Here is a 25,382-nt window from a genome sequence, read left to right on the forward strand (position 1 = left end):
ATCCTCGATCAAGCCCGTGGTGGGGGTAGTTGAATTCTACGGGCTTGGAGGGCGGGGACGGTGGCGGATGCCGGGAAAAGAATTCATCAGGTCATTCTTCTGCGGCATGGCTTGGCAGTTGTGCTGCCTGTTCTGGCCTCTTCGCGGGTAAACCCGCTCCCACAAGGATCCCACAAGATTCAGCCCTGTGGTATTCCTGTGGGAGCGGGTTCACCCGCGAAGAGGCCGGCACAGGCAAACAGGAACTTCGATTATTTCTTGTCCCTGGCAAACGCCGCCTCAAGCGCCTGGTTGATGGTGCGCAACACCTTCACCCGCGCCCAGCGCTTGTCGTTGGCCTCCACCAGCGTCCACGGCGCGATCTCGGTGCTGGTGCGGTCGACCATGTCTCCCACCGCCTGAACATAGTCGTCCCACTTGTCGCGATTGCGCCAGTCATCCTCGGTGATCTTGTAGCGCTTGAACGGGATCTGCTCGCGCTCTTCGAAGCGCTCCAGCTGGGTCTGCTGGTCGATCGCCAGCCAGAACTTGACCACCACCGTGCCGGCATTCACCAGCTGTTCCTCGAAATCGTTGATCTCGCTGTAGGCACGCATCCAGTCGGCCGGGCTGCAGAAGCCTTCCACCCGCTCCACCAGCACCCGGCCATACCAGGAACGGTCGAAGATGGTGAACTTGCCACGCGCCGGAATGTGCCGCCAGAACCGCCACAGGTAAGGCTGCGCGCGTTCTTCTTCAGTGGGCGCGGCAATCGGCACGATGCGGTACTGGCGCGGGTCCAGCGCGGCGGCCACGCGGCGGATGGCGCCGCCCTTGCCGGCAGCGTCGTTGCCTTCGAACACCGCCACCAAGGCATGCCGGCGCATGTGCTTGTGGCGCAGCAGGCCGGCCAGGCGGGCCTGCTCGGTGACCAGTTGCTCCTGGTAGTCGGACTTGTCCAGGCGCAGGGTCATGTCCAGCGCGCCAAGCAGGCTGCGCTGGTCGATACTGCGGCCCAGCGGAGCAACGTTGCCCCGGTGCTTGCCTTTGGGGTTGTTGTCCAGTGCCGCCTGCAGGCTTTCCAGCAGGATGCGCCCTACCGCCAGGCTGCGGTAGTTCGGGTCGACGCCCTCGATGACATGCCACGGCGCGTAATCGCGGCTGGTGCGGCGCAGCACGCGCTCACCAAAGCGCACGAAACGGTCGTAGGTCTCCGACTGCTGCCAGTCCAGCGGGCTGATCTTCCAGCTGTGCAGCGGGTCGTCCTTGAGCGATTTCAGCCGCGCCTTCATCTGTTTCTTGGACAGGTGGAACCAGAACTTGATGATCAGCGCACCTTCGTCGCACAGCATTTCCTCCAGCCGTTCGGCGCCGGTGATGGCCTGGTCGAGCACGGCGTCCTTGAACACCCCGTGCACCCGCCCCTGCAGCATCTGGCTGTACCAGTTGCCGAAGAACACGCCCATCCGCCCCTTCGGTGGCAGGGCCCGCCAGTAGCGCCAGGCCGGCGGGCGCGCCAGCTCTTCGTCGGTCTGCTGGTCGAAGGTGAGCACATCGATCATGCGCGGGTCCATCCACTCGTTGAGCAGTTTGACCGTCTCGCCCTTGCCGGCGCCTTCGATACCGTTGATAAGCACGATTACCGGGAAACGCGCCTGCTGCTTGAGTTCGTACTGGGCTTCGAGCAGGGCCTCGCGCAAAGCGGGTACCTCGGCGTCGTAAGCCTCCTTGTCGATGCTGTGGCCGATTTCGGCGGATTCGAACATGCACTGGCTCCTTCAATGGATAAGCAAGACTAGCGGATTTGAAGGCTTGTGCAGTACCTGTGGGAGCGGGCGTGCCCGCGAAGAGGCCGGCACAGCCTGCGCAAACCTCCCGGATGGCATAAAATCCGCCCATCCGCTGCAACCGAGCCAACCATGTCCACCCTCCTCCAGCACGCCCAGATCGACTGGGACGACCAGGGCCGCCCCCATTCGCGGCAATACGACGACGTCTATTTCGCAGTCAACGAAGGCATCGAAGAAACCAAGCACGTGTTTCTTGGGCAAACCCGCCTGGCCGAGCGCTTTGCCAACCTCGCCCCGCACGCCTGCCTGGTGATCGGCGAAACCGGGTTCGGCACCGGCATGAACTTCTACTGCGCCTGGCAACTGTTCGAGCAGCACGCCCATGCCGAGGCCCGCCTGCATTTCGTCAGCGTCGAAAAATACCCCCTCGGTCGCGACGACCTGGCCCGCGCCATACGCCTGTGGCCGGAACTGGCGGCCTACAGCCAGCCCCTGCTGGAGCAGTACGTGGCAGTGCACCCTGGTTTCCAGCAGTTCACCTTCGACAACGGCCGGGTCACCCTCACCTTGTTGATAGGCGACGTACTGGAACAGCTGCCGCAACTCGATGCGCAGATCGATGTGTGGTTCCTCGACGGCTTCGCCCCGGCCAAGAACCCCGACATGTGGACCCCGGAGCTGTTCGCGCAACTGGCACGGCTGTCACACCCAGGCACGGTGCTAGGCACCTTCACCACCACCGGTTGGGTACGCCGCAGCCTGGTTGACGCCGGCTTCGCCATGAAGAAGGTGCCGGGCATCGGCAAGAAATGGGAAGTGATGAGCGGCGCCTACGTCGGCCCTGTGCCCAGCCCCGGCGCGCCATGGTACGCGCGCCCGGCTGCCGCAGCGGGGCCGCGTGAAGCGCTGGTGATAGGCGCCGGGCTCGCCGGTAGCACAACCGCCGCCAGCCTGGCCCGGCGTGGCTGGCAGGTTACCGTGCTGGAACGCCACGACACCCCGGCACGGGAGGCTTCGGGTAACCCGCAAGGGGTGCTGTACCTCAAGCTGTCCGCCCACGGCACGGCGTTGTCGCAGATGATCCTGGCCGGTTTCGGTTACACCCGGCGCCAGCTGCAGCGCCTGCAACGTGGCCGCGACTGGGATGCCTGCGGCGTGCTGCAACTGGCCTTCGACAGCAAGGAAGCCGAACGCCAGGGCAAGCTGGCTGGCGCCTTCGAACATGGCCTGTTGCGCTCGCTGGAACGTGCAGAGGCCGAAGCCATCGCCGGGGTGGCCTTGCCGGCTGGTGGGCTGTTCTATCCCGAAGGTGGCTGGGTGCACCCGCCGGCGCTGTGCCAGCAGCAGTTGCAGCACCCGGGTATTCGCCTGCTGACGCACCAGGAGGTGCTCGAACTGCGCAAGGTCGACGGGCAGTGGCAAGCCTGGGCTGGCGAACGTTTGCTGGCCAGCGCGCCGGTGGTGGTCCTGGCCGGTGCCGCCGACGTACTGCGCTTCGAGCCATGCGCGCAGCTGCCGCTCAAGCGCATCCGCGGGCAGATCACCCGCCTGCCGGCCACCGCCAGCAGCCGCGCGCTGCGCACCGTGGTGTGTGCGGAAGGCTATGTGGCGCCGCCGCGCGGGGATGAACACACCTTGGGCGCGAGCTTCGACTTCCACAGCACAGACCTGGCACCGACGGTGGCCGAGCACCAGGGCAACCTGACGTTGCTCGACGAGATTTCGGTCGACCTGGCCCAGCGCCTGGGTACGGCCGAGCTGGACCCCGGGCAATTGCAGGGGCGTGCGGCGTTCCGTTGCACCAGCCCGGATTACCTGCCGATCGTCGGGCCGGTGGCGGATGCGCAGGCGTTCGCCCAGGCCTATGCAGTGCTGGGTCGGGATGCACGGCAGGTGCCGGATGTGGCCTGCCCCTGGCTGGATGGGTTGTATGTGAACAGCGGGCATGGCTCGCGCGGATTGATCACGGCGCCGTTGAGCGGCGAACTGGTGGCGGCGTGGGTATGCGGGGAACCGCTGCCGTTGCCACGGGCGGTGGCGGAGGCGTGCCACCCGAACCGGTTTGCCTTGCGCAGGTTGATTCGCGGGAAATAGGGAAATGGGGCTGCTGCGCAGCCCATCGCGACACAAGGCCGCTCCTACAGGAGATCGTATTCACTTGTAGGAGCGGCCTTGTGTCGCGAAAGGGGCGCAACGCGCCCCCATAGCTTTGCGCCATATAACAGATCGATCTAAAACTCTCACAAACCACATGGGTCAGTTCCTTAAGGTGCCCTAATCCGGGGCACCCCCTCCCCAACGGAAAAACCGGTAAGGACCTATGTGCGGATTAGCAGGAGAGTTGCGTTTCACCCCCATCGACCAAGCCCCTCGCCCAGCCGACCTGGCTGCGGTAGAGCGCATAACCCACCACCTGGCGCCCCGCGGCCCGGATGCCTGGGGCTTCCATAGCCAAGGCCCGATCGCCCTCGGCCACCGGCGCCTGAAAATCATGGACCTGTCCGACGGCTCTGCCCAGCCGATGGTCGACAACACCCTGGGCCTTTCGTTGGCCTTCAACGGCGCCATCTACAACTTCCCCGAACTGCGCCAGGAGCTGCAGGCCCTGGGCTACAGCTTCTGGTCCGACGGCGACACCGAGGTGCTGCTCAAGGGCTACCACGCCTGGGGCGCGGCTTTGCTGCCCAAGCTCAATGGCATGTTCGCCCTGGCCATCTGGGAGCGCGACAACCAGCGCCTGTTCCTCGCCCGCGACCGCCTGGGCGTCAAACCCTTGTACCTGTCGCGCAACGGCGAGCGCCTGCGCTTCGCCTCGACCCTGCCGGCGCTGCTCAAGGGTGGTGACATCGACCCGATGCTCGACCCGGTGGCACTCAACCACTACCTGAATTTCCACGCCGTGGTGCCGGCGCCGCGAACCCTGCTGGCCAACGTGCAAAAGCTGGAACCCGGTACCTGGATGCGCATCGACCGCCATGGCGAAGTGGAACGCCAGACCTGGTGGCAGCTGCACTATGGCGCCAACCCCGATGAACGTGAGCTGGACCTGGAAGGCTGGACCACCCGCGTGCTCGACGCCACCCGCGACGCCGTGGCCATTCGCCAACGGGCAGCGGTGGACGTGGGTGTGCTGCTGTCCGGTGGGGTCGATTCCAGCCTGCTGGTCGGCCTGCTGCGCGAAGTGGGCGTGGACGACCTGTCGACCTTCTCCATCGGTTTCGAGGATGCCGGCGGCGAACGCGGCGACGAGTTCCAGTATTCCGACCTGATCGCCAAGCACTACGGCACCCGTCACCACCAGCTGCGCATCGCCGAGCACGAGATCATCGAGCAGTTGCCAGCCGCCTTCCGCGCCATGAGCGAGCCGATGGTCAGCCACGACTGCATCGCCTTTTACCTGCTGTCGCGGGAAGTGGCCCGGCACTGCAAGGGCGTGCAAAGCGGCCAGGGCGCCGACGAGCTGTTCGCCGGCTACCACTGGTACCCGCAGGTGGACGGCGCCGAAGATGCCTTTACCGCCTACCGCGAGGCCTTCTTCGATCGCAGCCACGCCGAGTACCGCGACACCGTGCAGGCACCCTGGCTGCTGGAAACCGACGCGGCCGGCGACTTCGTCCGTGAACACTTCGCCCGCCCCGGCGCCCCCGATGCGGTAGACAAGGCGCTGCGCCTGGACAGCACGGTGATGCTGGTCGACGACCCGGTCAAACGGGTCGACAACATGACCATGGCCTGGGGCCTGGAGGCGCGCACACCGTTCCTCGACTACCGCCTGGTGGAGCTTTCGGCACGCATTCCGGCACGCTTCAAGCTGCCCGACGGCGGCAAGCAGGTGCTCAAGCAGGCGGCGCGGCGGGTGATCCCGCACGAGGTGATCGACCGCAAGAAGGGCTACTTCCCGGTGCCGGGCCTGAAGCATCTGGAAGGCGCCACCCTCGGCTGGGTACGTGAACTGCTGACCGACCCCAGCCAGAACCGCGGGCTGTTCAACCCGGCCATGCTCGACCGCCTGCTGAGCAACCCGCACGGCCAGCTGACGCCGCTACGTGGCTCCAAGCTGTGGCAGCTGGCGGCGCTGAACCTGTGGCTGAGCGAACAAGGAATCTGACCGATGAAAGCCCACGAAATCGCTTACGGTCAGCGCCTGCTGCGCGGCCAGGCGCCGTCCTACGAGCGCCTGCAGGCGCGCCTGGCCGGCGATGGCAGCCAGCCCCACGACCAGCCGCGCGCCGTGCATTGCGGCTGGGGCCGGCTGCTGATCGGCCACACCTACCCCAACCCGGCCGACCTGGCCGCCGACCTGCTGGAAGAACGCCCCGGCGAGCGCGACATCGCCCTGTACGTGGCCGCGCCCCAGCAGCTGCTGGCCCAGGCCCCGCAGCAACTGTTCCTCGACCCGTCCGACACCCTGCGCCTGTGGTTCACCGACTACCGCCCGGCGCAGCGGGTGTTCCGCGGCTTCCGCGTGCGCCGGGCGCAGAACCCGGGCGACTGGCAGGCGATCAACACCCTGTACCAGGCGCGCGGCATGTTGCCGGTCGACGCCGAGCTGCTCACCCCTCTGCACCTGGGCGGCCCGGTGTACTGGCTGGCCGAGGACGAAGACAGTGGCGCGGTGATCGGCAGCGTCATGGGCCTGAACCACGCCAAGGCATTCGACGACCCCGAGCACGGCAGCAGCTTGTGGTGCCTGGCGGTAGACCCGCACTGCACCCGCCCCGGCGTGGGTGAAGTGCTGGTGCGCCACCTGATCGAACACTTCATGAGCCGTGGGCTGGCCTACCTGGACCTGTCGGTGCTGCACGACAACCGCCAGGCCAAGCGCCTGTACCAGAAACTGGGTTTTCGCAACCTGCCGACCTTCGCGGTCAAGCGCAAGAACGGCATCAACGAGCAACTGTTTCTGGGGCCGGGGCCTCAAGCCGACCTCAACCCGTACGCACGTATCATCGTCGACGAGGCGCTGCGCCGGGGCATCGAGGTACAAGTGGACGATGCCGCTGGCGGCCTGTTCACCCTCAGCCTGGGCGGGCGCCGCATTCGCTGCCGTGAGTCGCTCAGCGACCTGACCAGCGCCGTGACCATGACCCTGTGCCAGGACAAGCGCCTGACCCAGCATGCCCTGCACAATGCCGGGCTGCAGGTGCCGGCGCAGCAACTGGCCGGCAATGCCGACGACAACCTGGCGTTTCTCGACGAGCATGGCGCGGTGGTGGTCAAGCCGGTCGATGGCGAGCAAGGCCAGGGCGTGGCGGTGAACCTCACCTGCATCGACGACATCACCCACGCCGTGGCGCAGGCTCGCCAGTTCGACAGCCGCGTGTTGCTGGAAAGCTTCCATGCCGGGCATGACCTGCGCATCGTGGTGATCGGCTACGAAGTGGTCGCCGCAGCCATCCGTCACCCGGCGCAGGTGTTGGGCGATGGCAAACACAGCATCCGCCAGCTGATCGATGCCCAGAGCCGCCGGCGCCAGGCTACAACCGGTGGCGAAAGCCGCATTCCGCTGGACGACGAAACCGAGCGCACCCTGCGCGCGGCGGGCTTTGGCTACGACGATGTGTTGCCCGCCGGCCAGCGCCTGGCCGTGCGACGCACCGCCAACCTGCACACCGGCGGCACCCTGGAAGACGTGACCGAACGCCTGCACCCGGTGCTGGCCGACGCCGCAGTGCGCGCTGCACGGGCGCTGGAGATCCCGGTGGTGGGGCTGGACTTCATGGTGCGTGATGCCGGGCAACCGGAGTACGTGATCATCGAGGCAAACGAGCGTGCCGGGTTGGCCAACCATGAACCGCAACCGACCGCCGAGCGCTTTATCGACCTGCTGTTTCCGCATAGCCGGCCTTTGGCGTAACCGCTGCTGGCCTCTTCGCGGGTAAACCCGCTCCCACAGGGACCCCACAAGTATCGAGGGGTGTGGTGGACCTGTGGGAGCGGGCGTGCCCGCGAAGAGGCCGGCACAGGAGTAAAGGAGTCCCCAACCATGTCCGACCGACATCCCGAACCCGATCTCGACTACCTCAAGCGCGTGCTGCTGGAAATGCTCGCCATCCCCAGCCCCACCGGTTTCACCGACACCATCGTGCGCTATGTGGCCGAGCGCCTGGACGAGCTGGGCATCCCATTCGAGCTGACCCGCCGCGGCACCATCCGCGCCACCCTCAAGGGCCGCCAGACCTCACCTGACCGCGCCGTGTCCGCTCACCTGGACACCATCGGCGCCAGCGTGCGCCAGTTGCAGGACAACGGCCGCCTGGCCCTGGCGCCGGTCGGTTGCTGGTCCAGCCGCTTCGCCGAAGGCAGCCGGGTCAGCGTGTTCACCGACACTGGCGTATACAGGGGCAGCGTGCTGCCGCTGATGGCCAGCGGGCATGCCTTCAACACCGCCATCGACCAGATGCCGATCAGCTGGGAGCACGTTGAGGTGCGCCTGGACGCCTACTGCGCCACCCGCGCCGACTGCGAGGCGCTGGGTGTAAGCATCGGTGATTTCGTTGCCTTCGACCCGCTGCCCGAATTCACCGAAAGCGGCCACATCAGCGCCCGCCACCTGGACGACAAGGCCGGTGTGGCAGCACTACTGGCGGCGCTGAAAGCCGTGGTGGAAAGCGGCCGCCAACCGTTGATCGACTGCCACCCGCTGTTCACCATCACCGAAGAGACCGGCTCGGGAGCGGCTGGCGCCCTGCCCTGGGATGTCAGCGAGTTCGTCGGCATCGACATTGCCCCGGTGGCGCCCGGGCAGGCCTCCAGCGAGCATGCGGTGAGCGTGGCCATGCAGGACTCGTCGGGGCCTTACGACTACCACCTGTCCCGGCACCTGCTGAAACTGGCCGGCGACTACGACCTGCCGGTGCGGCGCGATCTGTTCCGCTATTACTTCAGTGATGCACATTCGGCAGTGACGGCGGGGCACGATATTCGTACCGCGCTGGTGGCCTTTGGTTGCGATGCCACCCATGGCTACGAGCGAACACACATCGACAGCCTGGCGGCGTTGAGCCGCTTGTTGTCGGCGTACCTGCTGAGCCCGCCGGTGTTTGCCAGTGATTCGCAGCCGGCCAATGCGTCGTTGGAGCGCTTCAGCCATCAGCTGGAACATGATGCGCAGATGGAAAGCGATACGCGGGTGCCGGCGGTGGATAGCCTGGTTGGCAACAAAGGCTGAGGGCCCTGGGGGCTGCTTTGCAGCCCATCGCGACACAAGGCCGCTCCTACAGACGATACGCGTTCCCCTGTAGGAGCGGCCTTGTGTCGCGATGGGCCGCAACGCGGCCCCAAAATCCCGAATGTTTCGCGTAGCATGCCCCTACCAACAGCTAGGCAACGCCCACCATGCTGATCCCCTACGACCAACTGCAAGCCGAAACCCTGACCCGCCTGATCGAGGACTTCGTCACCCGTGACGGTACCGACAACGGCGACGACACCCCGCTGGAAACCCGCGTGCTGCGGGTGCGCCAGGCATTGGCCAAGGGCCAGGCGTTCATCCTGTTCGACCTGGAAAGCCAGCAGTGCCAGTTGCTGGCCAAGCATGATGTGCCCCGCGAGCTGCTCGACTAGCAGGCCTGGCCTCTTCGCGGGCTCGCCCGCTCCCACAGGAACTTCACAAGTCTTGAGAGCGGTGCAGTACCTGTGGGAGCGGGCGTGCCCGCGAAGAGGCCGGCACAGGCAACATCAGATTCCCCGGGCTTTATCTTTCTGCCCTTCCTTGATGCGCTTGTACACCTCGGCCCGATGCACCGGCACCTGCCGTGGTGCATCCACGCCAAAGCGCACCACCCCGTCCCGCGTCTCCACGACCATGATCCGAATGTCATCACCAATCACGATGATCTCTCCCACTTCGCGCCCTATTACCAGCATGCTCCGATCCTCCAGCGAAAGGGAAAACCGGAGCCTGCCTTGACGGCATAGGGCTACTCAATAGTTCTACCGTGTTTCAGAAGCGCCCTACATTCCCAGGTAATTTTCCTTACAGACGAATCATCGCGACTGAGCCCTGGCCCGCATTTTCACCGCCATTTCGGCCATCTCGTCGTACAGCCGCTCAGGGGCCTGGCGCTTCAGTTGCCAGGCCTGGCGCCCGGCCTCATGGGGCAGGATCAGGAACTCGCCAGCGGCAACCTGCCGGTGGATGTACTCGGCGATGTCCGCCGCATTGATCGGCGAGCCTTCCAGCAGCTTGCCAACCTGGGCTTTCATCGCCGGGTTCGGCCCGCGGAACGAGTCCAGCAGGTTGGTCTGGAAGAACGACGGGCACACCACATGCACCGCCACCTCCAATTGGCGTAGCTCGACCAGCAGGCTTTCCGACAGGGCCAGCACGCCGGCCTTGGCCACGTTGTAGTTGCTCATGCCCGGGCCCTGCATCAGCGCGGCCATCGAGGCGATGTTGATGATCCGCCCCTTGCTGCGCTCCAGCAGCGGCAGGAAGGCCTTGCAGCCCTTGACCACTCCCATCAGGTTGACCGCGATCTGCCAGTCCCAGTCCTCCAGCGACAGTTCGGCGAAGAACCCGCCCGAAGCGACGCCGGCGTTGTTGACGATCACGTCGATACCACCGAACTGTTCGGTGCAAGCCTGGGCCAGGGCGGTGAGCTGGCTGTAGTCGCGCACATCGCAACGCTGGACAAAGCCTTCGCCGCCAGCTGCGCGGGCCAGCTCCAGGGTTTCGCGCAGGCCGGCTTCGTTGACATCGGCCAGCGCCAGGCGCCAGCCCTCACGCGCCCAGCGCAGGGCGATCTCGCGACCGAGGCCGGATCCGGCGCCGGTGATCATGATGCGGTTTTGCATGGTGGCTGGCCTTGTTCTGATGGGTTGTGCAACCAGTCTAATCAAGGCCTGGGGGGCAGGCAGGGTTCATCAAGGTAGTGAATGGAGGGGCATGACTGTGTGGTCAGTACCCGCGAAGAGGCCGGCACTGGCAACCATTCAAATGGAATCTTTAACACTCACCACCAGTCCTTATTTACAAGAGGCCAGCAGTCCGAGGCCCTTGACCCTCAACCACGCAAGGACTCCGTCATGACCACGATTCTCATCATCATCCTGATCCTTCTGCTGATTGGTGGCTTACCGGTCTTCCCGCACTCGCGCAGCTGGGGCTATGGCCCGTCCGGCATCATCGGCGTGGTGCTGGTAGTTCTGCTGGTTTTGTTGCTACTAGGCATGATCTAGCGGCGAAAACACAAAAAAACCGCGCCGAAGCGCGGTTTTTTTATTGCCGGAAGGGATCAGTGCGAAACAGCACCCGAAGCGCCCAGGCCAGTCTGCGAACGCACGAACTGCGGGAAGAACAGCGCACGTTCGTCTTCGGCAGCCTTGGACTTGTCGGTGACCGAGAAGAACCAGATACCGACGAAGGCGATCAGCATCGAGAACAGCGCCGGGTACTCGTACGGGTAGATCGGCTTCTCGTGGCCGAGGATCTGCACCCAGATGGTCGGGCCGAGGATCATCAGTGTCACCGCACTCACCAGGCCCAGCCAGCCGCCAATCATGGCACCGCGGGTGGTCAGCTTCTTCCAGTACATCGAGAGCAGCAGTACCGGGAAGTTGCAGCTGGCCGCGATGGAGAACGCCAGGCCGACCATGAAGGCGATGTTCTGCTTCTCGAACAGGATGCCCAGGCCGATCGCCAGTACGCCCAGGGCGACGGTGGTGATCTTCGACACGCGGATCTCGTCCTTGTCGTTGGCCTTGCCCTTGCGCCATACACTGGCGTACAGGTCGTGGGACACCGCCGAGGCACCGGCCAGGGTCAGGCCGGCGACCACCGCCAGGATGGTGGCGAAGGCAACAGCCGAGATGAAGCCGAGGAACACGCTGCCACCCACGGCATTGGCCAGGTGCACCGCTGCCATGTTGTTGCCACCCAGCAGGGCGCCAGCGGCGTCCTTGAAGTCCGGGTTGGTGCTGACCAGCAGGATGGCGCCAAAGCCGATGATGAAGGTGAGGATGTAGAAGTAGCCGATGAAGCCGGTGGCGTACAGCACGCTCTTGCGCGCTTCCTTGGCGTCACTGACGGTGAAGAAGCGCATCAGGATGTGCGGCAGGCCGGCGGTACCGAACATCAGCGCCAGGCCCAGCGAGAACGCCGAGATCGGGTCCTTGACCAGGCCGCCCGGGCTCATGATCGCCTCGCCCTTGGCGTGCACCTTGATCGCTTCGGAGAACAGGGTGTTGAAGTCGAAGCCCACGTGCTTCATCACCATCAGCGCCATGAAGCTGGCACCGGACAGCAGCAACACGGCCTTGATGATCTGTACCCAGGTGGTGGCCAGCATGCCGCCGAACAGGACGTACAGGCACATCAGGATACCCACCAGGATCACCGCCACGTGGTAGTCCAGGCCGAACAGCAGCTCGATCAGCTTGCCGGCACCGACCATCTGCGCGATCAGGTAGAACGCCACCACCACCAGCGAACCGGAGGCCGACAGGGTGCGGATCTCCTTCTGCCCGAGGCGGTACGAGGCCACGTCGGCGAAGGTGTACTTGCCCAGGTTGCGCAGGCGTTCGGCGATCAGGAAGAGGATGATCGGCCAGCCGACCAGGAAGCCGATCGAGTAGATCAGGCCGTCGTAGCCAGAGGTGAACACGAGTGCGGAAATACCCAGGAACGAGGCGGCCGACATGTAGTCGCCGGCAATCGCCAGGCCGTTCTGGAAGCCGGTGATCTTGCCACCGGCGGCGTAGTAGTCCGACGCCGACTTGTTGCGCTTGGAGGCCCAGTAGGTGATGCCGAGGGTGAAGGCGACGAAGGCCACGAACATGGCGATCGCGGAGACGTTCAGCGGTTGCTTCTGCACCTCGCCGGTCAGGGCATCGGCGGCCCACACGGCGGGTGCGAAGGCTCCGCAGGCCAGTACGGCCAGGGCTTTGGCGTGGCGAATCATTGTTGCGCCTCCTTCAGGATGGCCTTGTTCAGCTCATCGAATTCGCCGTTGGCGCGGCGTACGTAGATGGCGGTCAGGACGAATGCCGAGACGATCAGGCCGACGCCCAGGGGAATACCCCAGGTAATCGACGACTCAGGGCTGAGCTTGGTGCCCAGAATCTGAGGACCGTAGGCGATCAGGAGGATGAAGGCGCAGTACAGGCCGAGCATGATCGCCGAGAGAATCCAGGCGAACCGTTCGCGTTTGGTGACCAGCTCCTTGAAGCGGGGGCTGTTTTGTATCGAGAGGTAAATGCTGTCGTTCATTGTTTTTGTCCTAGCAGCACAGATAGGGGTGGAACCCACGACCCTTACTTTATGCGGCTATCGGACGCCAACCAGACGACCTTAGTCTTAGATGCAACGGTGTTTTACCGGTTGCGTAACAAAGTGATGGCCCATTCGCGGCGGTTCGACGCCTCGATGAACCCGCTCCCACAGGGGTATCACCAGCCCGGAAGGCAGTGATATCCCTGTAGGAGCGGGTTCACCCGCGAAGCAGCAAAACTGGCCCTGACGGGTTGTTACTTGCCAGTCCACTCCTTCACGCGCTCAGGGTGCTTGGCCACCCAGTCCTTGGCCGCCGCTTCAGGCTTGGCGCCTTCCTGGATAGCCAGCATCACTTCGCCAATCTCGTCCTTCGACTGCCAGTTGAACTTCTTCAGGAACTCTGCCACTTCCGGGGCCTTGGTGGCCAGTTCCTTGCTGCCGATGCTGTTCACGGTTTCCGAGGCGCCATACACGCCTTTCGGGTCTTCGAGGAACTTCAGTTTCCACTTGGCGAACATCCAGTGCGGTACCCAGCCGGTCACCGCAATCGACTGCTGCTTGGCATAGGCACGGCCCAGTTCCGCAGTCATCGCCGCGCCAGAGCTGGCCTGCAGCTTGTAACCGGTCAGGTCGTAGTCCTTGATGGCCTGGTCGGTCTTGAGCATTACGCCGGAGCCGGCGTCGATGCCGACGATCTTCTGCTTGAAGGTGTCGTCGGTCTTGAGGTCGGCAATGCTCACCGCCTTGACGTACTCAGGGACGATCAGGCCGATCTTGGCGTCCTTGAAGTTCGGGCCGTAGTCGACCACGTTGTCCTTGTTCTTGGCCCAGTACTCGCCATGGGTCACCGGCAACCAGGCCGACAACATGGCATCGAGCTTGCCGGTTGCCACGCCCTGCCACATGATCCCGGTGGCCACGGCCTGCAACTTCACGTCGTAGCCGAGTTTCTGCTTGATCACTTCGGCGGCCACGTTGGTGGTCGCCACGCTGTCAGCCCAACCATCCACGTAACCAATGCTGACTTCTTTGGCCATTGCCTGTGCCGCACTCATGGCCAGTACCATGGCGGTGCCCACACCCAGGAAACGTCGCATTCTTGTAATAGCAGCCATCAAAGCATCCCCTCGTCAGGTCTCGGAATTTGCATCATCGTCCTGCAACAATAGTCGACCTGCTCCAGCTACGACCTGTAGCCGCCCCATATGCGACAGCACTATGCCATTAGCGCCATCGGCCTGCGCCGACCTGCGCGATCCTTGCATGCCAAAGGTTTGGCGCCGGGCTACTATCTACCCTTTTGCGCCTGACGATGGACCGCCCGATGCCCAGTTCTACCCGCCTGCTGCTGCCGTTGTACCTGCTTGCCTGCCTGCTCGCCCTACTCGGGCTCGGAGGCCTCTGGTACGGGCTTGGCAAGCCGGTGCAACTGCCCGACGCGGCCAGCCCGACGCACAAGCTGCAATGCGCCTCGTACACCCCGTTCGACAAGGACCAGTCACCCTACGACCGGCCGTTGCGCCTGCGCCCGGCGCGCATGGATGCCGACCTGGCGTTGCTGGCCGAGCGTTTTCAGTGCATCCGTACCTATTCCCAGACCGGTCTTGAGGCAATCCCGGCGCTGGCACGCAAGCATGGCCTGAAGGTGATGCTGGGTGCCTGGGTCAACGCCCACCCGGCCGACACCGAGAAAGAAATCGAGCTGCTGATCGCCGCCGCCAATGCCAACCCCGACGTGGTCAGCGCGGTGATCGTCGGCAACGAGACGCTGCTGCGCAAGGAAGTGACCGGCGCGCACCTGGCCACGCTGATCGCCCGTGTGAAAAGCCAGGTCAAGGTGCCGGTGACCTACGCCGATGTGTGGGAGTTCTGGTTGCAGCACCCGCAGGTGGCGCCTGCGGTGGACTTCCTGACTATCCACCTGCTGCCTTACTGGGAAGACGACCCGCGTGGCATCGACGAAGCCCTGGCCCACGTTGCCGAAGTACGCCGGGTGTTCGGCACGCGCTTCGCGCCGAAGGACGTCCTGATCGGCGAAACCGGCTGGCCCAGCGAAGGCCGCCAGCGCGAAACCGCGGAGCCCAGCCGTGTCAACGAGGCGCGCTTCATTCGCGGGTTCGTGGCCATGGCCGAAAGCAACGGCTGGCACTACAACCTGATCGAGGCGTTCGACCAGCCATGGAAGCGCGCCAATGAGGGGGCGGTCGGCGGCTACTGGGGGCTTTACGATGCGGACCGGCAGGACAAAGGCGTACTCGAAGGGCCGGTGAGCAACCTGCCTTACTGGCCGCAGTGGTTGCTGGCCAGTGCCGTATTGATGGTACTGATGCTGATGCTTGCCGGGCGCCCGGCCACCCCGGCGGCGGCCATGCTGCTGCCGTTGCTGGCAGCTTTTGGGGCAGGCTGCCTGGGGCTTTGGGGCGAGCTGATGCGTACCCATGCGCGCTTTGCCGGGGAGTGGCTGTGGGCGGTGCTGCTGGCAGGGCTGAACCTGCTGGTGCTGGCCCATGCCGTGCTGGCCCTGGCGCGGCGCACGGGCTGGCGCGAGCGCCTGTACGCCTGGCTGCAGGCGCGGGCCGGCTGGCTGTTGCTGGCAGCGGGTTTTGCCGCGGCGGTGAGCATGCTGGCGATGGTGTTCGACCCACGCTATCGCAGCTTCCCCAGCGCAGCGTTGGCATTGCCGGCGCTGGTGTTTGCACTGTGGCCGGTGCCGGCGCGGCGGGCGGAGGTGGCGTTGCTGGCGTTCATCGTCGGTGCCGGTGTGGCGCCGCAGTTGTTTGTGGAAGGGTTGGAGAACCAACAGGCCTGGGGGTGGGCCGGGGTGAGTGTGCTGATGACGGCGGCTTTGTGGCGGAGCTTGCGCCTTGCTCGCACGGCCTGAAAATACACATCCCTGTAGGAGCGGCCTTGTGTCGCGATGGGCCGCAAAGCGGCCCCAGTATTAGCGCAATGGCATAGATTGCCGGGGCCGCTCTGCGGCCCATCGCGACACAAGGCCGCTCCTACAAAATCCGCGTAGCACCAGCGTCCCGCACCAGCCGCAACCCCGCCAGCACCAGCGCGAACACGGCAATGCTGGCGGTATACAGCACCAGTGCCGGCACCGCGAACACCAACGCCACCACTGCCAGCCACCAGCCGCCACGCCCTGCAACCAACTGAGCCAGCAGCGCCAGCCCCAGCCCACCCCAGGCCATCACCTGATGATGAATGCCCAGCCCCAGCAACGACCGTACCTCACACTGCCAGTACCCCGCCGGCGCCGTGCACAGTCCCACCCACTGCCCGTCCTCCATCAGCCCGTAGCGCACGCCATAACTGGCAGCAAGCCAAAGCCCCAGAAACAGCACAAGCAGCGCAGCCGGCAGCGAACGAGACATCCAGTTCTCCAATAGCGGAAATCGAAAGCATCCATGATCGCTTATGCCCAGTTGTAAGGCAAAATCACATCCCTGCAGCTATGTTGCAGATAACAAGCACACCAAAGACCACCGCGCCTGGCAACTTTGCCCGCCCCGTTGTGGTCCTAGCCTGCACACTGCTCGACCTTGCGTTCTTTTGGGGGATTACATGCTTCGATCTTTGCGCCTCGCTGCCTTGCTCGGCGGCCTGCTCATGGCTGTGGCCGCTTCGGCGCGGGATATCGACGCCGCAAGCTATGGCTACCCCTTGACCAACCCGTTCGAGGCAACCATCGCCACCACGCCGCCGGACCAGCGCCCCACCCTGCCCGGCGACGACGAAATCAGCCAGTCCGACTACAGCCTCAACCTGCGCCCGGACCGTGAGTTCACCCTGCCCGACAACTTCTGGGCAGTGAAGAAGCTCAAGTACCGCCTGGCCCGGCAGGACCACGAGGCGCCGCTGATCTTCATCATCGCCGGCACCGGTGCGCCCTACACCAGCAGCATCAACGAATACCTGAAAAAGCTGTTCTACCAGGCCGGCTTCCACGTGGTGCAGCTGTCCTCGCCCACCAGCTACGACTTCATGAGCGCAGCCTCGCGCTTCGCCACCCCAGGCGTCAGCCAGGATGATGCCGAAGACATGTACCGGGTGATGCAGGCCGTGCGCGCCCAGCACCCGCGCCTGCCGATCAGCGAGTTCTACCTCACCGGCTACAGCCTGGGCGCACTCGACGCTGCCTTTGTCAGCCACCTGGACGAAACCCGCCGCAGCTTCAACTTCAAGCGCGTGCTGCTGCTGAACCCGCCGGTCAACCTGTACACCTCGATCAACAACCTGGACAAGCTGGTGCAGACCCAGGTCAAGGGCATCGACCGCAGCACCACCTTCTACGAGCTGATGCTGGCCAAGCTGACCCGTTACTTCCAGGAAAAGGGCTATATCGACCTCAATGAAGCCCTGCTGTACGACTTCCAGCAGTCGCGCCAGCACCTGTCCAACGAGCAGATGGCCATGCTGATCGGCACCTCGTTCCGCTTCTCGGCAGCCGACATTGCCTTCACCTCCGACCTGATCAACCGCCGCGGCCTGATCATTCCGCCGAAGTTCCCGATCACCGAGGGCAGCAGCCTCACGCCGTTTTTCAAGCGTGCCCTGCAGTGCGACTTCGACTGCTACATGACCGAGCAGGTCATCCCCATGTGGCGGGCCCGCACCGACGGCAACAGCATCCTGCAACTGGTCAACCAGGTCAGCCTGTATGCGCTGGAAGACTACCTGAGCAGCAGCGACAAGATCGCCGTGATGCACAACGCCGACGACGTCATCCTCGGCCCTGGTGACATCGGCTTCCTGCGCAAGGTGTTCGGTGAGCGCCTGACCCTGTACCCCCATGGCGGCCATTGCGGCAACCTCAATTACCGCGTCAACAGTGACGCCATGCTGGAGTTCTTCCGTGGTTAACAAACTCCTCTTCGCCACTGCCCTGTTCGCCGCCGGCCAGGCCCTGGCCGCCGAAACCGCCCCCCGCGCCAGCGTGATCGAGGCCGACCCGCAAGTCACCGAAGCACCACTGGCGCCCGAGGCCGATGGTTTCGTCGACCCGCTGCGCGAGCTGAAATTCAACCCGGGGCTGGACCAGCGCGAGTTCGAGCGCTCCACCCTGCAAGCGCTGAACGTGTACGACCCGCTGGAGTCGATCAACCGGCGCGTCTATCACTTCAACTACCGCCTGGACCAATGGGTGCTGCTGCCGATGGTAAGCGGCTACCAGTACGTCACCCCACGCTTCGTGCGCACCGGGGTGACCAACTTCTTCAACAACCTGGGCGACGTGCCGAACCTGTTCAACAGCGTGTTGCAGTTGAAGGCCAAGCGCTCGGCGGAGATCACCGCGCGGCTGATGTTCAACACCATCATCGGCGTGGGTGGGCTGTGGGACCCGGCGACCAAGATGGGCCTGCCGCGGCAAAGTGAAGACTTTGGCCAGACCTTGGGCTTCTATGGCGTACCGGACGGGCCGTACCTGATGCTGCCGGTGCTGGGGCCGTCGAACCTGCGCGATACCACTGGGCTGGTGGTGGACTATGCAGGCGAACAGGCGATCAACTACCTGAACGTGGCCGAAGCCAGCAGCGACCACCCGGAAATCTCCGTGCTGCGCGTGGTGGACAAGCGCTACAGCACCAAATTCCGCTATGGCCAGCTCAACTCGCCGTTCGAGTACGAGAAGGTGCGGTATGTGTATACCCAGGCGCGCAAGTTGCAGATAGCCGAGTAGGCAGGCCAGGCCTTTTCGCGGGTAAACCCGCTCCCACAGGTATCGTGCGATCCCTGTGGGAGCGGGTTTACCCGCGAAGAGGCCGGCACAGGCAACATCAAATCCCCAGGAACTGGCAAAGCTCCCGCTTCTTGGCCAAGGCATCCTTTCGCCCCAGCTCTATCAGCTCGCTGCAGTAACTGGCCTCGAACAGCAAATAGCTCAACACCCCCGCCCCGCTGGTACGCGTCGCCCCCGGCCCGCGCAGGAACATGCGCAAGGCCGCCGGCAACTCGCGCCGATGCCGCGCGGCAATTTCGTCCAGCGGCTGGCTGGGCGCCACCACCAGCACGTCGATTGGCGCCAGGCCCAGGCGCCGGGCGCCCAGGTGCGCCGGCAACAGGTGGCTCAGGTGGTTGAGGCGCTGCAGCAGCTCGATGTCGTCTTCCAGGCTGTCAATGAACGTGCTGTTGAGCATGTGCCCGCCGATCTGCGCCAGGCTCGGCTGCTGGCCGCTGAACACCCGCTGGGTCGGCAATGGTGGCGCCGGCCGCTGCGGGTTGCCGCTGACCCCGACTACCAGTACCCGGCTGGCGCCCAGGTGCAGGGCCGGGCTGATCGGTGCCGACTGGCGTACCGCGCCATCACCGAAATATTCATCGCCCAACCGCACCGGGGCGAACAGTAGCGGGATGGCCGCGCTGGCCAGCAGGTGGTCGATGGTCAACGGCGTGGGCATGCCGATGCGGCGGTGGCGCAACCAGGCTTCGATGGTGCCGCGGCCCTGGTAGAAGGTCACCGCCTGGCCGGACTCGTAGCCAAAGGCGGTCACCGCGACGGCGCGCAGTTGCTCGGCGGCCAGGGAGTGGGCGATACCGTCCAGGTTCAGGTGCGCCTGCAGCAACCCACGCAATGGGCTGCTGTCCAGTAGTGCCACTGGCGCCGGGCCACCCACGCCCAGCAGGTTGTGGGCGACGAAGCGGCTGGCCTGGCGGACCACACCAGGCCAGTCGCTGCGGATGACCAGGTGGCTGCGGAAGTTCTGCCAGAAGGCGGTGAGCCGTTGTACGGCGTCGCTGAAATGGGTAGCGCCGCTGGCCAGGGTGACGGCGTTGATGGCGCCGGCGGAGGTGCCGACGATGACCGGGAACGGGTTGTGCGCGCCAGCGGGCAGCAGTTCGGCGATGCCGGCCAGCACGCCGACCTGGTAGGCAGCGCGGGCGCCGCCGCCAGAAAGGATAAGACCGGTTACCGGGGGTGGGGCCATAGGAGTCCTTCCTGGGGTTGGTGTGCTGTCAGTGCCGGCCTATTCGCGGGTAAACCCGCTCCCACAGGTATTGCACAGCCTTCAAGGCCTGTGGAGAACCTGTGGGAGCGGGTTCACCCGCGAATAGGCCGGCACAGGCAAAAGAAAATTCAGCGCTTCTTCTTGTCATACAGCCGCGGCTCCCCTTCGGGCCGCGACTTGAACCGGCGGTGCGCCCACAGGTACTGCTCGGGGCATTCGCGCAACACGCTTTCCACCCACTGGTTGATGCGCAGGCAGTCAGCCTCTTCGCTCTCCCCGGGGAAGTCCGCCAGCGGCGGGTGGATCACCAGGCGATAGCCGCTGCCATCCTCCAGGCGCTTCTGGGTGAACGGAATCACCTGTGCCTTGCCCAACCGGGCAAACTTGGTGGTGGCGGTTACCGTCGCCGCCGGGATGCCGAACAGTGGCACGAACAGGCTCTGCTTGGCGCCGTAGTCCTGATCCGGTGCGTACCAGATCGCCCGGCCCGAACGCAGCAGTTTGAGCATGCCGCGCACGTCCTCGCGCTCCACCGCCAGCGAGTCGAGGTTATGCCGCTCGCGGCCGCTGCGCTGGATGAAGTCGAACAGCGGGTTGCCGTGCTCGCGGTACATGCCGTCGATAGTGTGCTGCTGGCCCAGCAGCGCGGCGCCGATTTCCAGGGTGGTGAAGTGCACCGCCATCAGGATGGCCCCCTGCCCCGCCTGCTGGGCGGCCTGCAGGTGCTCCAGCCCCTCGACATGGGCCAGGCGCGCCAGCCGGGCCTTGGGCCACCACCAGCTCATGGCCATTTCGAAGAAGGCGATACCGGTGGAGGCGAAGTTGGCCTTGAGCAGGCGCCGCCGTTCGTCGACCGACAGCTCCGGGAAGCACAGCTCCAGGTTGCGCGCGGCAATGCGCCGCCGCTCACCGGCAAAGCGGTACATCACCGCTCCCAGCACGGCACCGACTTTCAACAGTACCCGGTACGGCAACTGGACCACCAGCCACAGCAGGCCCAGGCCCAGCCACAGACCCCAGAAACGTGGGTGAAGGAAATAGGGACGAAAACGCGGGCGTTCCATTGAAGCTTCCGGAAAGACAAAGGCCGCGCATTCTACAACGGATCAGCGCATGTTGCGGGCAACCGGTCTTATCGTTATAAGTCAGGGCACTTTTTTCGCAACAAGCCGTCTATGCAGACCATGAGCCCAAACCACACACCCGACACCGCCTCCGTGTTCCAGCTCAAGGGCAGCATGCTCGCCATTACAGTGCTGGAGCTGGCGCGCAATGACCTTGAAGCCCTCGACCGCCAACTGGCGGCCAAAGTCGCCCAGGCACCGAACTTCTTCAGCAACACGCCGCTGGTGCTGGCGCTGGACAAGCTGCCGGCCGACGAGGGGGCAATCGACCTGCCCGGCTTGATGCGGATCTGCCGCCACCACGGCCTGCGTACCCTGGCCATCCGTGCCAACCGCATCGAGGACATCGCCGCCGCCATTGCCATCGACCTGCCGGTGCTGCCGCCATCCGGCGCGCGCGAGCGGCCGCTGGAGCCCGAACCCGAGGTGAAGAAGCCAGAGCCAGCCCCTGTCCCGCCACCAATCCTCGAACCCGAGGTGCGCCCGACCCGCATCATCACTGCGCCAGTACGTGGCGGCCAGCAGATCTACGCCCAGGGCGGCGACCTGGTGGTGACCGCTTCGGTCAGCCCGGGGGCGGAACTTCTGGCCGATGGCAACATCCATGTGTACGGCGCCATGCGCGGCCGCGCCCTGGCCGGCATCAAAGGCAATACCAAGGCACGTATCTTCTGTCAGCAGATGACCGCCGAAATGGTCTCCATCGCCGGCCAGTACAAGGTCTGCGAGGACCTGCGCCGCGACCCGCTGTGGGGCACAGGCGTGCAAGTCAGCCTGTCTGGCGACGTGTTGAACATCACCCGTCTTTAACGGATACTTGCCAGCATTTTTAGTGCAACTTTTCTTACCGTTGCCATTTATTTGTATTTTTGCAGGGACGTGTGTCCCGATTATTTTAGGGGTGAAACACCTTGGCCAAGATTATCGTGGTTACTTCCGGCAAGGGGGGTGTGGGCAAGACCACCACCAGCGCCGCCATTGGTACCGGCCTCGCACTGCGTGGCCACAAGACCGTCATCGTCGACTTCGACGTGGGCCTGCGTAACCTCGACCTGATCATGGGCTGCGAACGCCGCGTGGTGTACGACTTCGTCAACGTGGTCAACGGCGAAGCCAACCTGCAACAGGCCCTGATCAAGGACAAGCGCCTCGAGAACCTGTACGTGCTGGCCGCCAGCCAGACCCGTGACAAGGACGCGCTGACCCAGGAAGGCGTGGAAAAGGTCCTGATGGAGCTGAAGAAAGACTTCGACTTCGTCATCTGCGACTCGCCGGCCGGTATCGAGAAAGGCGCACACCTGGCCATGTACTTTGCCGACGAAGCCGTCGTGGTCACCAACCCCGAGGTGTCCTCGGTACGTGACTCCGACCGCATGCTGGGCATCCTGTCGAGCAAGTCGCGCCGCTCCGAGAACGGCGAAGAGCCGATCAAGGAACACCTGCTGATCACCCGCTACCACCCGGAGCGCGTGGAAAAGGGCGAAATGCTGAGCATTGCCGACGTCGAAGAGATCCTGGCGATCAAGCTCAAGGGTGTGATCCCCGAGAGCCAGGCAGTGCTCAAGGCTTCCAACCAGGGTATCCCGGTCATCCTCGACGACCAGAGCGATGCCGGCCAGGCCTATAGCGATACCGTCGACCGTCTGCTGGGCAAAGAAAAGCCCCTGCGGTTCATCGAAGTGCCGAAGCAAGGATTCTTCGCGCGCCTGTTTGGAGGCAAGTAAACCATGAACCTTTTTGACTTCTTTCGTGGCAGACAGAAAACTACCAGCGCGTCGGTAGCGAAAGAGCGTCTACAGATCATCGTGGCGCACGAGCGCGGCCAACGCAGCGAACCGGACTACCTGCCAGCGCTGCAGAAAGAACTGCTGGAAGTGATCCGCAAATATGTGAACATCGGCAACGATGATGTGCATATCGAGCTGGAAAACCAGGGTAGCTGCTCGATTCTGGAACTGAACATCACCTTGCCGGATCGCTGATTTCGCGACCAGGCTTTGAGCATTGGGGCTGCTTTGCAGCCCATCGCGACACAAGGCCGCTCCTACAGGGGAATTGCATAACCCTTGTAGGAGCGGCCTTGTGTCGCGATGGGCCGCAAAGCGGCCCCAGTGTTTTCCCCGATATAACCGAGACCAAGCAATGCCGCTGTCCAACATCCAGATCCTGCACGAAGACGCCGCCATCCTGGTGATCAACAAACCGACCCTGCTGCTGTCGGTACCCGGCCGCGCCGAGGACAACAAGGACTGCCTGATCACTCGCCTGCAGGAAAACGGCTACCCCGACGCGCTGATCGTGCACCGCCTGGACTGGGAAACTTCCGGCATCATCCTGCTGGCCCGGGATGCCGACAGCCACCGTGAGCTGTCGCGCCAGTTCCACGACCGCGAAACCGAAAAGGCCTACACCGCGCTGTGCTGGGGCCAGCCGGCGCTGGACAGCGGCAGCATCGACCTGCCGTTGCGCTATGACCCGCCGACCAAGCCACGGCATGTGGTGGACCACGAACAGGGCAAGCATGCGCTGACCTTCTGGCGCATCGTCGAGCGCTGCGGTGATTACTGCCGGGTAGAGCTGACACCGATTACCGGGCGTTCGCACCAGTTGCGCGTGCACATGCTGTCGATCGGGCACCCGCTGCTGGGCGACCGGCTGTATGCCAACCCCGAGGCACTGGCTGCCCACGAGCGGCTGTGCCTGCATGCCTCGATGCTGAGCTTTACCCACCCGGTGTCCGGGGAGCGGTTGAAGTTCGAGTGCCCTGCGCCCTTCTGATTGTGTACAGCCTGTACTGGCCTCTTCGCGGCTAAAGCCGCTCCCACAGGGACCGCACCACTTTCGACGGTTGTGCAGTACCTGTGGGAGCGGCTTCAGCCGCGAAGAGGCAGACACAATTTGTCGACCTAATACGCTAAACTCGCGCCACTGCTGTCTGGAGTGAGCTATGCGCGACGTACTGAATTCTGGCCTTATCGACTTCCTCAAGGCCTCCCCCACGCCCTTCCACGCCACCGCCAGCCTGGCCCAGCGCCTGGAAGCTGCCGGCTACCAGCGCCTGGACGAGCGCGACAGCTGGGCCACAGTGCCTGGCGGCCGCTACTACGTCACCCGTAACGACTCGTCGATCATCGCCATCAAGCTGGGCAAGCAGGCACCGTTGCTGAACGGTATCCGCATGGTCGGCGCCCACACCGACAGCCCGTGCCTGCGGGTCAAGCCGCAGCCCGAGCTGCAGCGCCAGGGCTTCCTGCAACTGGGCGTCGAAGTGTATGGCGGCGCCCTGCTGGCGCCATGGTTCGACCGCGACCTGTCGCTGGCCGGCCGGGTCACCTACCGCCGTGACGGCAAGGTCGAAAGCCAGCTGATCGACTTCAAGCTGCCGATCGCGGTCATCCCCAACCTGGCAATCCATCTCAACCGCACCGCCAACGAAGGCTGGGCGATCAACCCGCAGAACGAGCTGCCGCCGATCCTGGCCCAGGTGGCGGGTGACGAACGCATCGACTTCCGCGCCCTGCTCACCGAGCAACTGGCTCGCGAGCACGAACTGATCGCCGATGTGGTGCTGGATTACGAGCTGAGCTTCTACGACACCCAGGACGCCGCGCTGGTCGGCCTGAACGGCGACTTCATCGCCGGTGCGCGCCTGGACAACCTGTTGTCGTGCTACGCCGGCCTGCAGGCCCTGCTGGCCGCCGACAGCGACGAAACCTGCGTACTGGTGTGCAACGACCATGAAGAAGTCGGCAGCTGCTCGGCCTGTGGCGCCGACGGGCCGATGCTGGAGCAGACCCTGCAGCGCCTGCTGCCGGATGGCGACGCCTACGTGCGCACCATCCAGCGCTCGCTGATGGTGTCGGCCGACAACGCCCACGGCGTGCACCCCAACTACGCCGACAAGCACGACGGCAACCATGGGCCCAAGCTCAACGCCGGGCCGGTAATCAAGGTGAACAACAACCAGCGCTACGCTACCAACAGCGAAACCGCCGGGTTCTTCCGCCACCTGTGCATGGCCGAGGAAGTGCCGGTGCAGAGCTTCGTGGTACGCAGCGACATGGGCTGTGGTTCGACCATCGGGCCGATTGCCGCCAGCCACCTGGGCGTGCGTACGGTGGATATCGGCTTGCCGACCTTTGCCATGCATTCGATTCGCGAGCTGTGCGGCAGCCATGACCTGGCGCACCTGGTGAAGGTGCTGAGTGCCTTCTACCGTTGCCGCGAGTTGCCCTGATGCCTTGATGCAAGCAGGCCTGGCCTCTTCGCGGGTGAACCCGCTCCCACAGGTACCGCACAGTTCCTGTGGGAGCGGGTTCAC

Annotated in this window: 23 protein-coding genes; 14 read left to right on the top strand and 9 right to left on the bottom strand. The window is 64.5% G+C overall.

Features of this window, described 5'->3' with window-relative positions; translation table 11 throughout:
- Nucleotides 1-251: 251 nt before the first annotated feature.
- The gene (pap, locus tag CAG00_RS21990) at nt 252-1,745 is read right to left on the bottom strand and encodes a polyphosphate:AMP phosphotransferase (protein ID WP_025338088.1); all 1,494 of its coding nucleotides are present in this window, start codon (nt 1,743-1,745) and stop codon (nt 252-254) included.
- A gap of 153 nt (nt 1,746-1,898) precedes the next feature.
- On the opposite strand from pap, the gene mnmC reads away from it, so the two are divergent.
- From mnmC to CAG00_RS22015, 5 genes are all read left to right on the top strand, one after another.
- Entirely contained in the window at nt 1,899-3,863 is a 1,965-nt protein-coding gene (mnmC, locus tag CAG00_RS21995) for a bifunctional tRNA (5-methylaminomethyl-2-thiouridine)(34)-methyltransferase MnmD/FAD-dependent 5-carboxymethylaminomethyl-2-thiouridine(34) oxidoreductase MnmC (protein ID WP_085665332.1), read from the top strand.
- 226 nt (nt 3,864-4,089) lie between these two features.
- Nucleotides 4,090-5,877 carry an N-acetylglutaminylglutamine amidotransferase gene (locus tag CAG00_RS22000; protein ID WP_085665333.1) on the top strand — a complete coding sequence of 596 codons (1,788 nt, stop codon included), beginning with the start codon at nt 4,090-4,092 and terminating at the stop codon, nt 5,875-5,877.
- 3 nt (nt 5,878-5,880) lie between these two features.
- Nucleotides 5,881-7,626, top strand: coding sequence for an N-acetylglutaminylglutamine synthetase (gene ngg, locus CAG00_RS22005; protein ID WP_085665334.1), 1,746 nt, complete (start codon nt 5,881-5,883; stop codon nt 7,624-7,626).
- A 129-nt stretch (nt 7,627-7,755) separates the two neighbouring features.
- Nucleotides 7,756-8,940, top strand: a complete 1,185-nt coding sequence (locus CAG00_RS22010; RefSeq protein WP_085665335.1) for an osmoprotectant NAGGN system M42 family peptidase — start codon at nt 7,756-7,758, stop codon at nt 8,938-8,940.
- Between the two features lie 167 nt (nt 8,941-9,107).
- Nucleotides 9,108-9,335 carry a YheU family protein gene (locus tag CAG00_RS22015; RefSeq protein ID WP_003252629.1) on the top strand — a complete coding sequence of 76 codons (228 nt, stop codon included), beginning with the start codon at nt 9,108-9,110 and terminating at the stop codon, nt 9,333-9,335.
- Nucleotides 9,336-9,449: 114 nt separating this feature from the next.
- Here the strand turns inward: CAG00_RS22015 and csrA are convergent, their stop codons facing one another.
- Both csrA and CAG00_RS22025 read right to left on the bottom strand, forming a co-directional pair.
- Nucleotides 9,450-9,638, bottom strand: coding sequence for a carbon storage regulator CsrA (gene csrA / locus CAG00_RS22020; RefSeq protein ID WP_085589970.1), 189 nt, complete (start codon nt 9,636-9,638; stop codon nt 9,450-9,452).
- Between the two features lie 120 nt (nt 9,639-9,758).
- Nucleotides 9,759-10,568: an SDR family oxidoreductase gene (locus CAG00_RS22025; protein ID WP_085665336.1), complete on the bottom strand. Its 810-nt coding sequence runs from the start codon at nt 10,566-10,568 to the stop codon at nt 9,759-9,761.
- A gap of 231 nt (nt 10,569-10,799) precedes the next feature.
- Here CAG00_RS22025 and CAG00_RS22030 point away from each other — a divergent pair, with 231 nt between their 5' ends.
- Nucleotides 10,800-10,952: a DUF3309 family protein gene (locus tag CAG00_RS22030; RefSeq protein WP_013971433.1), complete on the top strand. Its 153-nt coding sequence runs from the start codon at nt 10,800-10,802 to the stop codon at nt 10,950-10,952.
- A 56-nt stretch (nt 10,953-11,008) separates the two neighbouring features.
- Here the strand turns inward: CAG00_RS22030 and CAG00_RS22035 are convergent, their stop codons facing one another.
- The 3 genes from CAG00_RS22035 to CAG00_RS22045 form a co-directional block, all read right to left on the bottom strand.
- Nucleotides 11,009-12,673, bottom strand: a complete 1,665-nt coding sequence (locus CAG00_RS22035; protein WP_013971432.1) for a cation acetate symporter — start codon at nt 12,671-12,673, stop codon at nt 11,009-11,011.
- Nucleotides 12,670-12,981, bottom strand: coding sequence for a DUF485 domain-containing protein (locus CAG00_RS22040; RefSeq protein WP_003260090.1), 312 nt, complete (start codon nt 12,979-12,981; stop codon nt 12,670-12,672). The genes CAG00_RS22035 and CAG00_RS22040 overlap by 4 nt, the downstream gene beginning before the upstream one ends.
- Before the next feature lie 257 nt (nt 12,982-13,238).
- Nucleotides 13,239-14,099, bottom strand: a complete 861-nt coding sequence (locus tag CAG00_RS22045; RefSeq protein WP_085665337.1) for a glycine betaine ABC transporter substrate-binding protein — start codon at nt 14,097-14,099, stop codon at nt 13,239-13,241.
- Between the two features lie 197 nt (nt 14,100-14,296).
- On the opposite strand from CAG00_RS22045, the gene CAG00_RS22050 reads away from it, so the two are divergent.
- Nucleotides 14,297-15,865 carry a beta (1-6) glucans synthase gene (locus CAG00_RS22050; RefSeq protein WP_085665360.1) on the top strand — a complete coding sequence of 523 codons (1,569 nt, stop codon included), beginning with the start codon at nt 14,297-14,299 and terminating at the stop codon, nt 15,863-15,865.
- A 121-nt stretch (nt 15,866-15,986) separates the two neighbouring features.
- Here CAG00_RS22050 and CAG00_RS22055 read toward each other — a convergent pair whose 3' ends face one another.
- Nucleotides 15,987-16,364 (bottom strand): hypothetical protein, encoded by a 378-nt coding sequence (locus CAG00_RS22055; RefSeq protein WP_085665338.1) that lies wholly within the window; start codon nt 16,362-16,364, stop codon nt 15,987-15,989.
- A 190-nt stretch (nt 16,365-16,554) separates the two neighbouring features.
- Between CAG00_RS22055 and CAG00_RS22060 the strand changes: the two genes are divergently transcribed.
- Nucleotides 16,555-17,853 (top strand): serine/threonine protein kinase, encoded by a 1,299-nt coding sequence (locus CAG00_RS22060; protein WP_025338072.1) that lies wholly within the window; start codon nt 16,555-16,557, stop codon nt 17,851-17,853.
- Nucleotides 17,846-18,670 (top strand): VacJ family lipoprotein, encoded by an 825-nt coding sequence (locus CAG00_RS22065; RefSeq protein WP_080958529.1) that lies wholly within the window; start codon nt 17,846-17,848, stop codon nt 18,668-18,670. The genes CAG00_RS22060 and CAG00_RS22065 overlap by 8 nt, the downstream gene beginning before the upstream one ends.
- A 97-nt stretch (nt 18,671-18,767) precedes the next feature.
- On the opposite strand, the gene CAG00_RS22070 is transcribed toward CAG00_RS22065, so the two are convergent.
- Complete coding sequence (locus CAG00_RS22070) at nt 18,768-19,916, bottom strand: patatin-like phospholipase family protein (protein ID WP_085665339.1); 1,149 nt, start codon at nt 19,914-19,916, stop codon at nt 18,768-18,770.
- A gap of 149 nt (nt 19,917-20,065) precedes the next feature.
- On the bottom strand, nt 20,066-21,001 hold the full coding sequence (locus CAG00_RS22075) for a lipid A biosynthesis lauroyl acyltransferase (RefSeq protein ID WP_085665340.1): 936 nt from the start codon (nt 20,999-21,001) through the stop codon (nt 20,066-20,068).
- 111 nt (nt 21,002-21,112) lie between these two features.
- Between CAG00_RS22075 and minC the strand changes: the two genes are divergently transcribed.
- The 5 genes from minC to CAG00_RS22100 all read left to right on the top strand — a co-directional run bounded on the left by minC (nt 21,113) and on the right by CAG00_RS22100 (nt 25,298).
- Nucleotides 21,113-21,871, top strand: a complete 759-nt coding sequence (gene minC / locus CAG00_RS22080; RefSeq protein ID WP_023660587.1) for a septum site-determining protein MinC — start codon at nt 21,113-21,115, stop codon at nt 21,869-21,871.
- A 101-nt stretch (nt 21,872-21,972) separates the two neighbouring features.
- The gene (minD, locus tag CAG00_RS22085; protein WP_013971423.1) at nt 21,973-22,785 is read left to right on the top strand and encodes a septum site-determining protein MinD; all 813 of its coding nucleotides are present in this window, start codon (nt 21,973-21,975) and stop codon (nt 22,783-22,785) included.
- A 3-nt stretch (nt 22,786-22,788) separates the two neighbouring features.
- Entirely contained in the window at nt 22,789-23,043 is a 255-nt protein-coding gene (gene minE, locus CAG00_RS22090; protein WP_025338068.1) for a cell division topological specificity factor MinE, read from the top strand.
- A gap of 160 nt (nt 23,044-23,203) precedes the next feature.
- Nucleotides 23,204-23,839: an RluA family pseudouridine synthase gene (locus tag CAG00_RS22095; protein ID WP_011532730.1), complete on the top strand. Its 636-nt coding sequence runs from the start codon at nt 23,204-23,206 to the stop codon at nt 23,837-23,839.
- A gap of 169 nt (nt 23,840-24,008) precedes the next feature.
- On the top strand, nt 24,009-25,298 hold the full coding sequence (locus CAG00_RS22100) for a M18 family aminopeptidase (RefSeq protein ID WP_025338066.1): 1,290 nt from the start codon (nt 24,009-24,011) through the stop codon (nt 25,296-25,298).
- Nucleotides 25,299-25,382: the final 84 nt, after the last annotated feature.

The organism is Pseudomonas sp. B5(2017), assembly GCF_002112825.1.
Taxonomy (GTDB): Bacteria; Pseudomonadota; Gammaproteobacteria; order Pseudomonadales; family Pseudomonadaceae; genus Aquipseudomonas; species Aquipseudomonas putida_Z.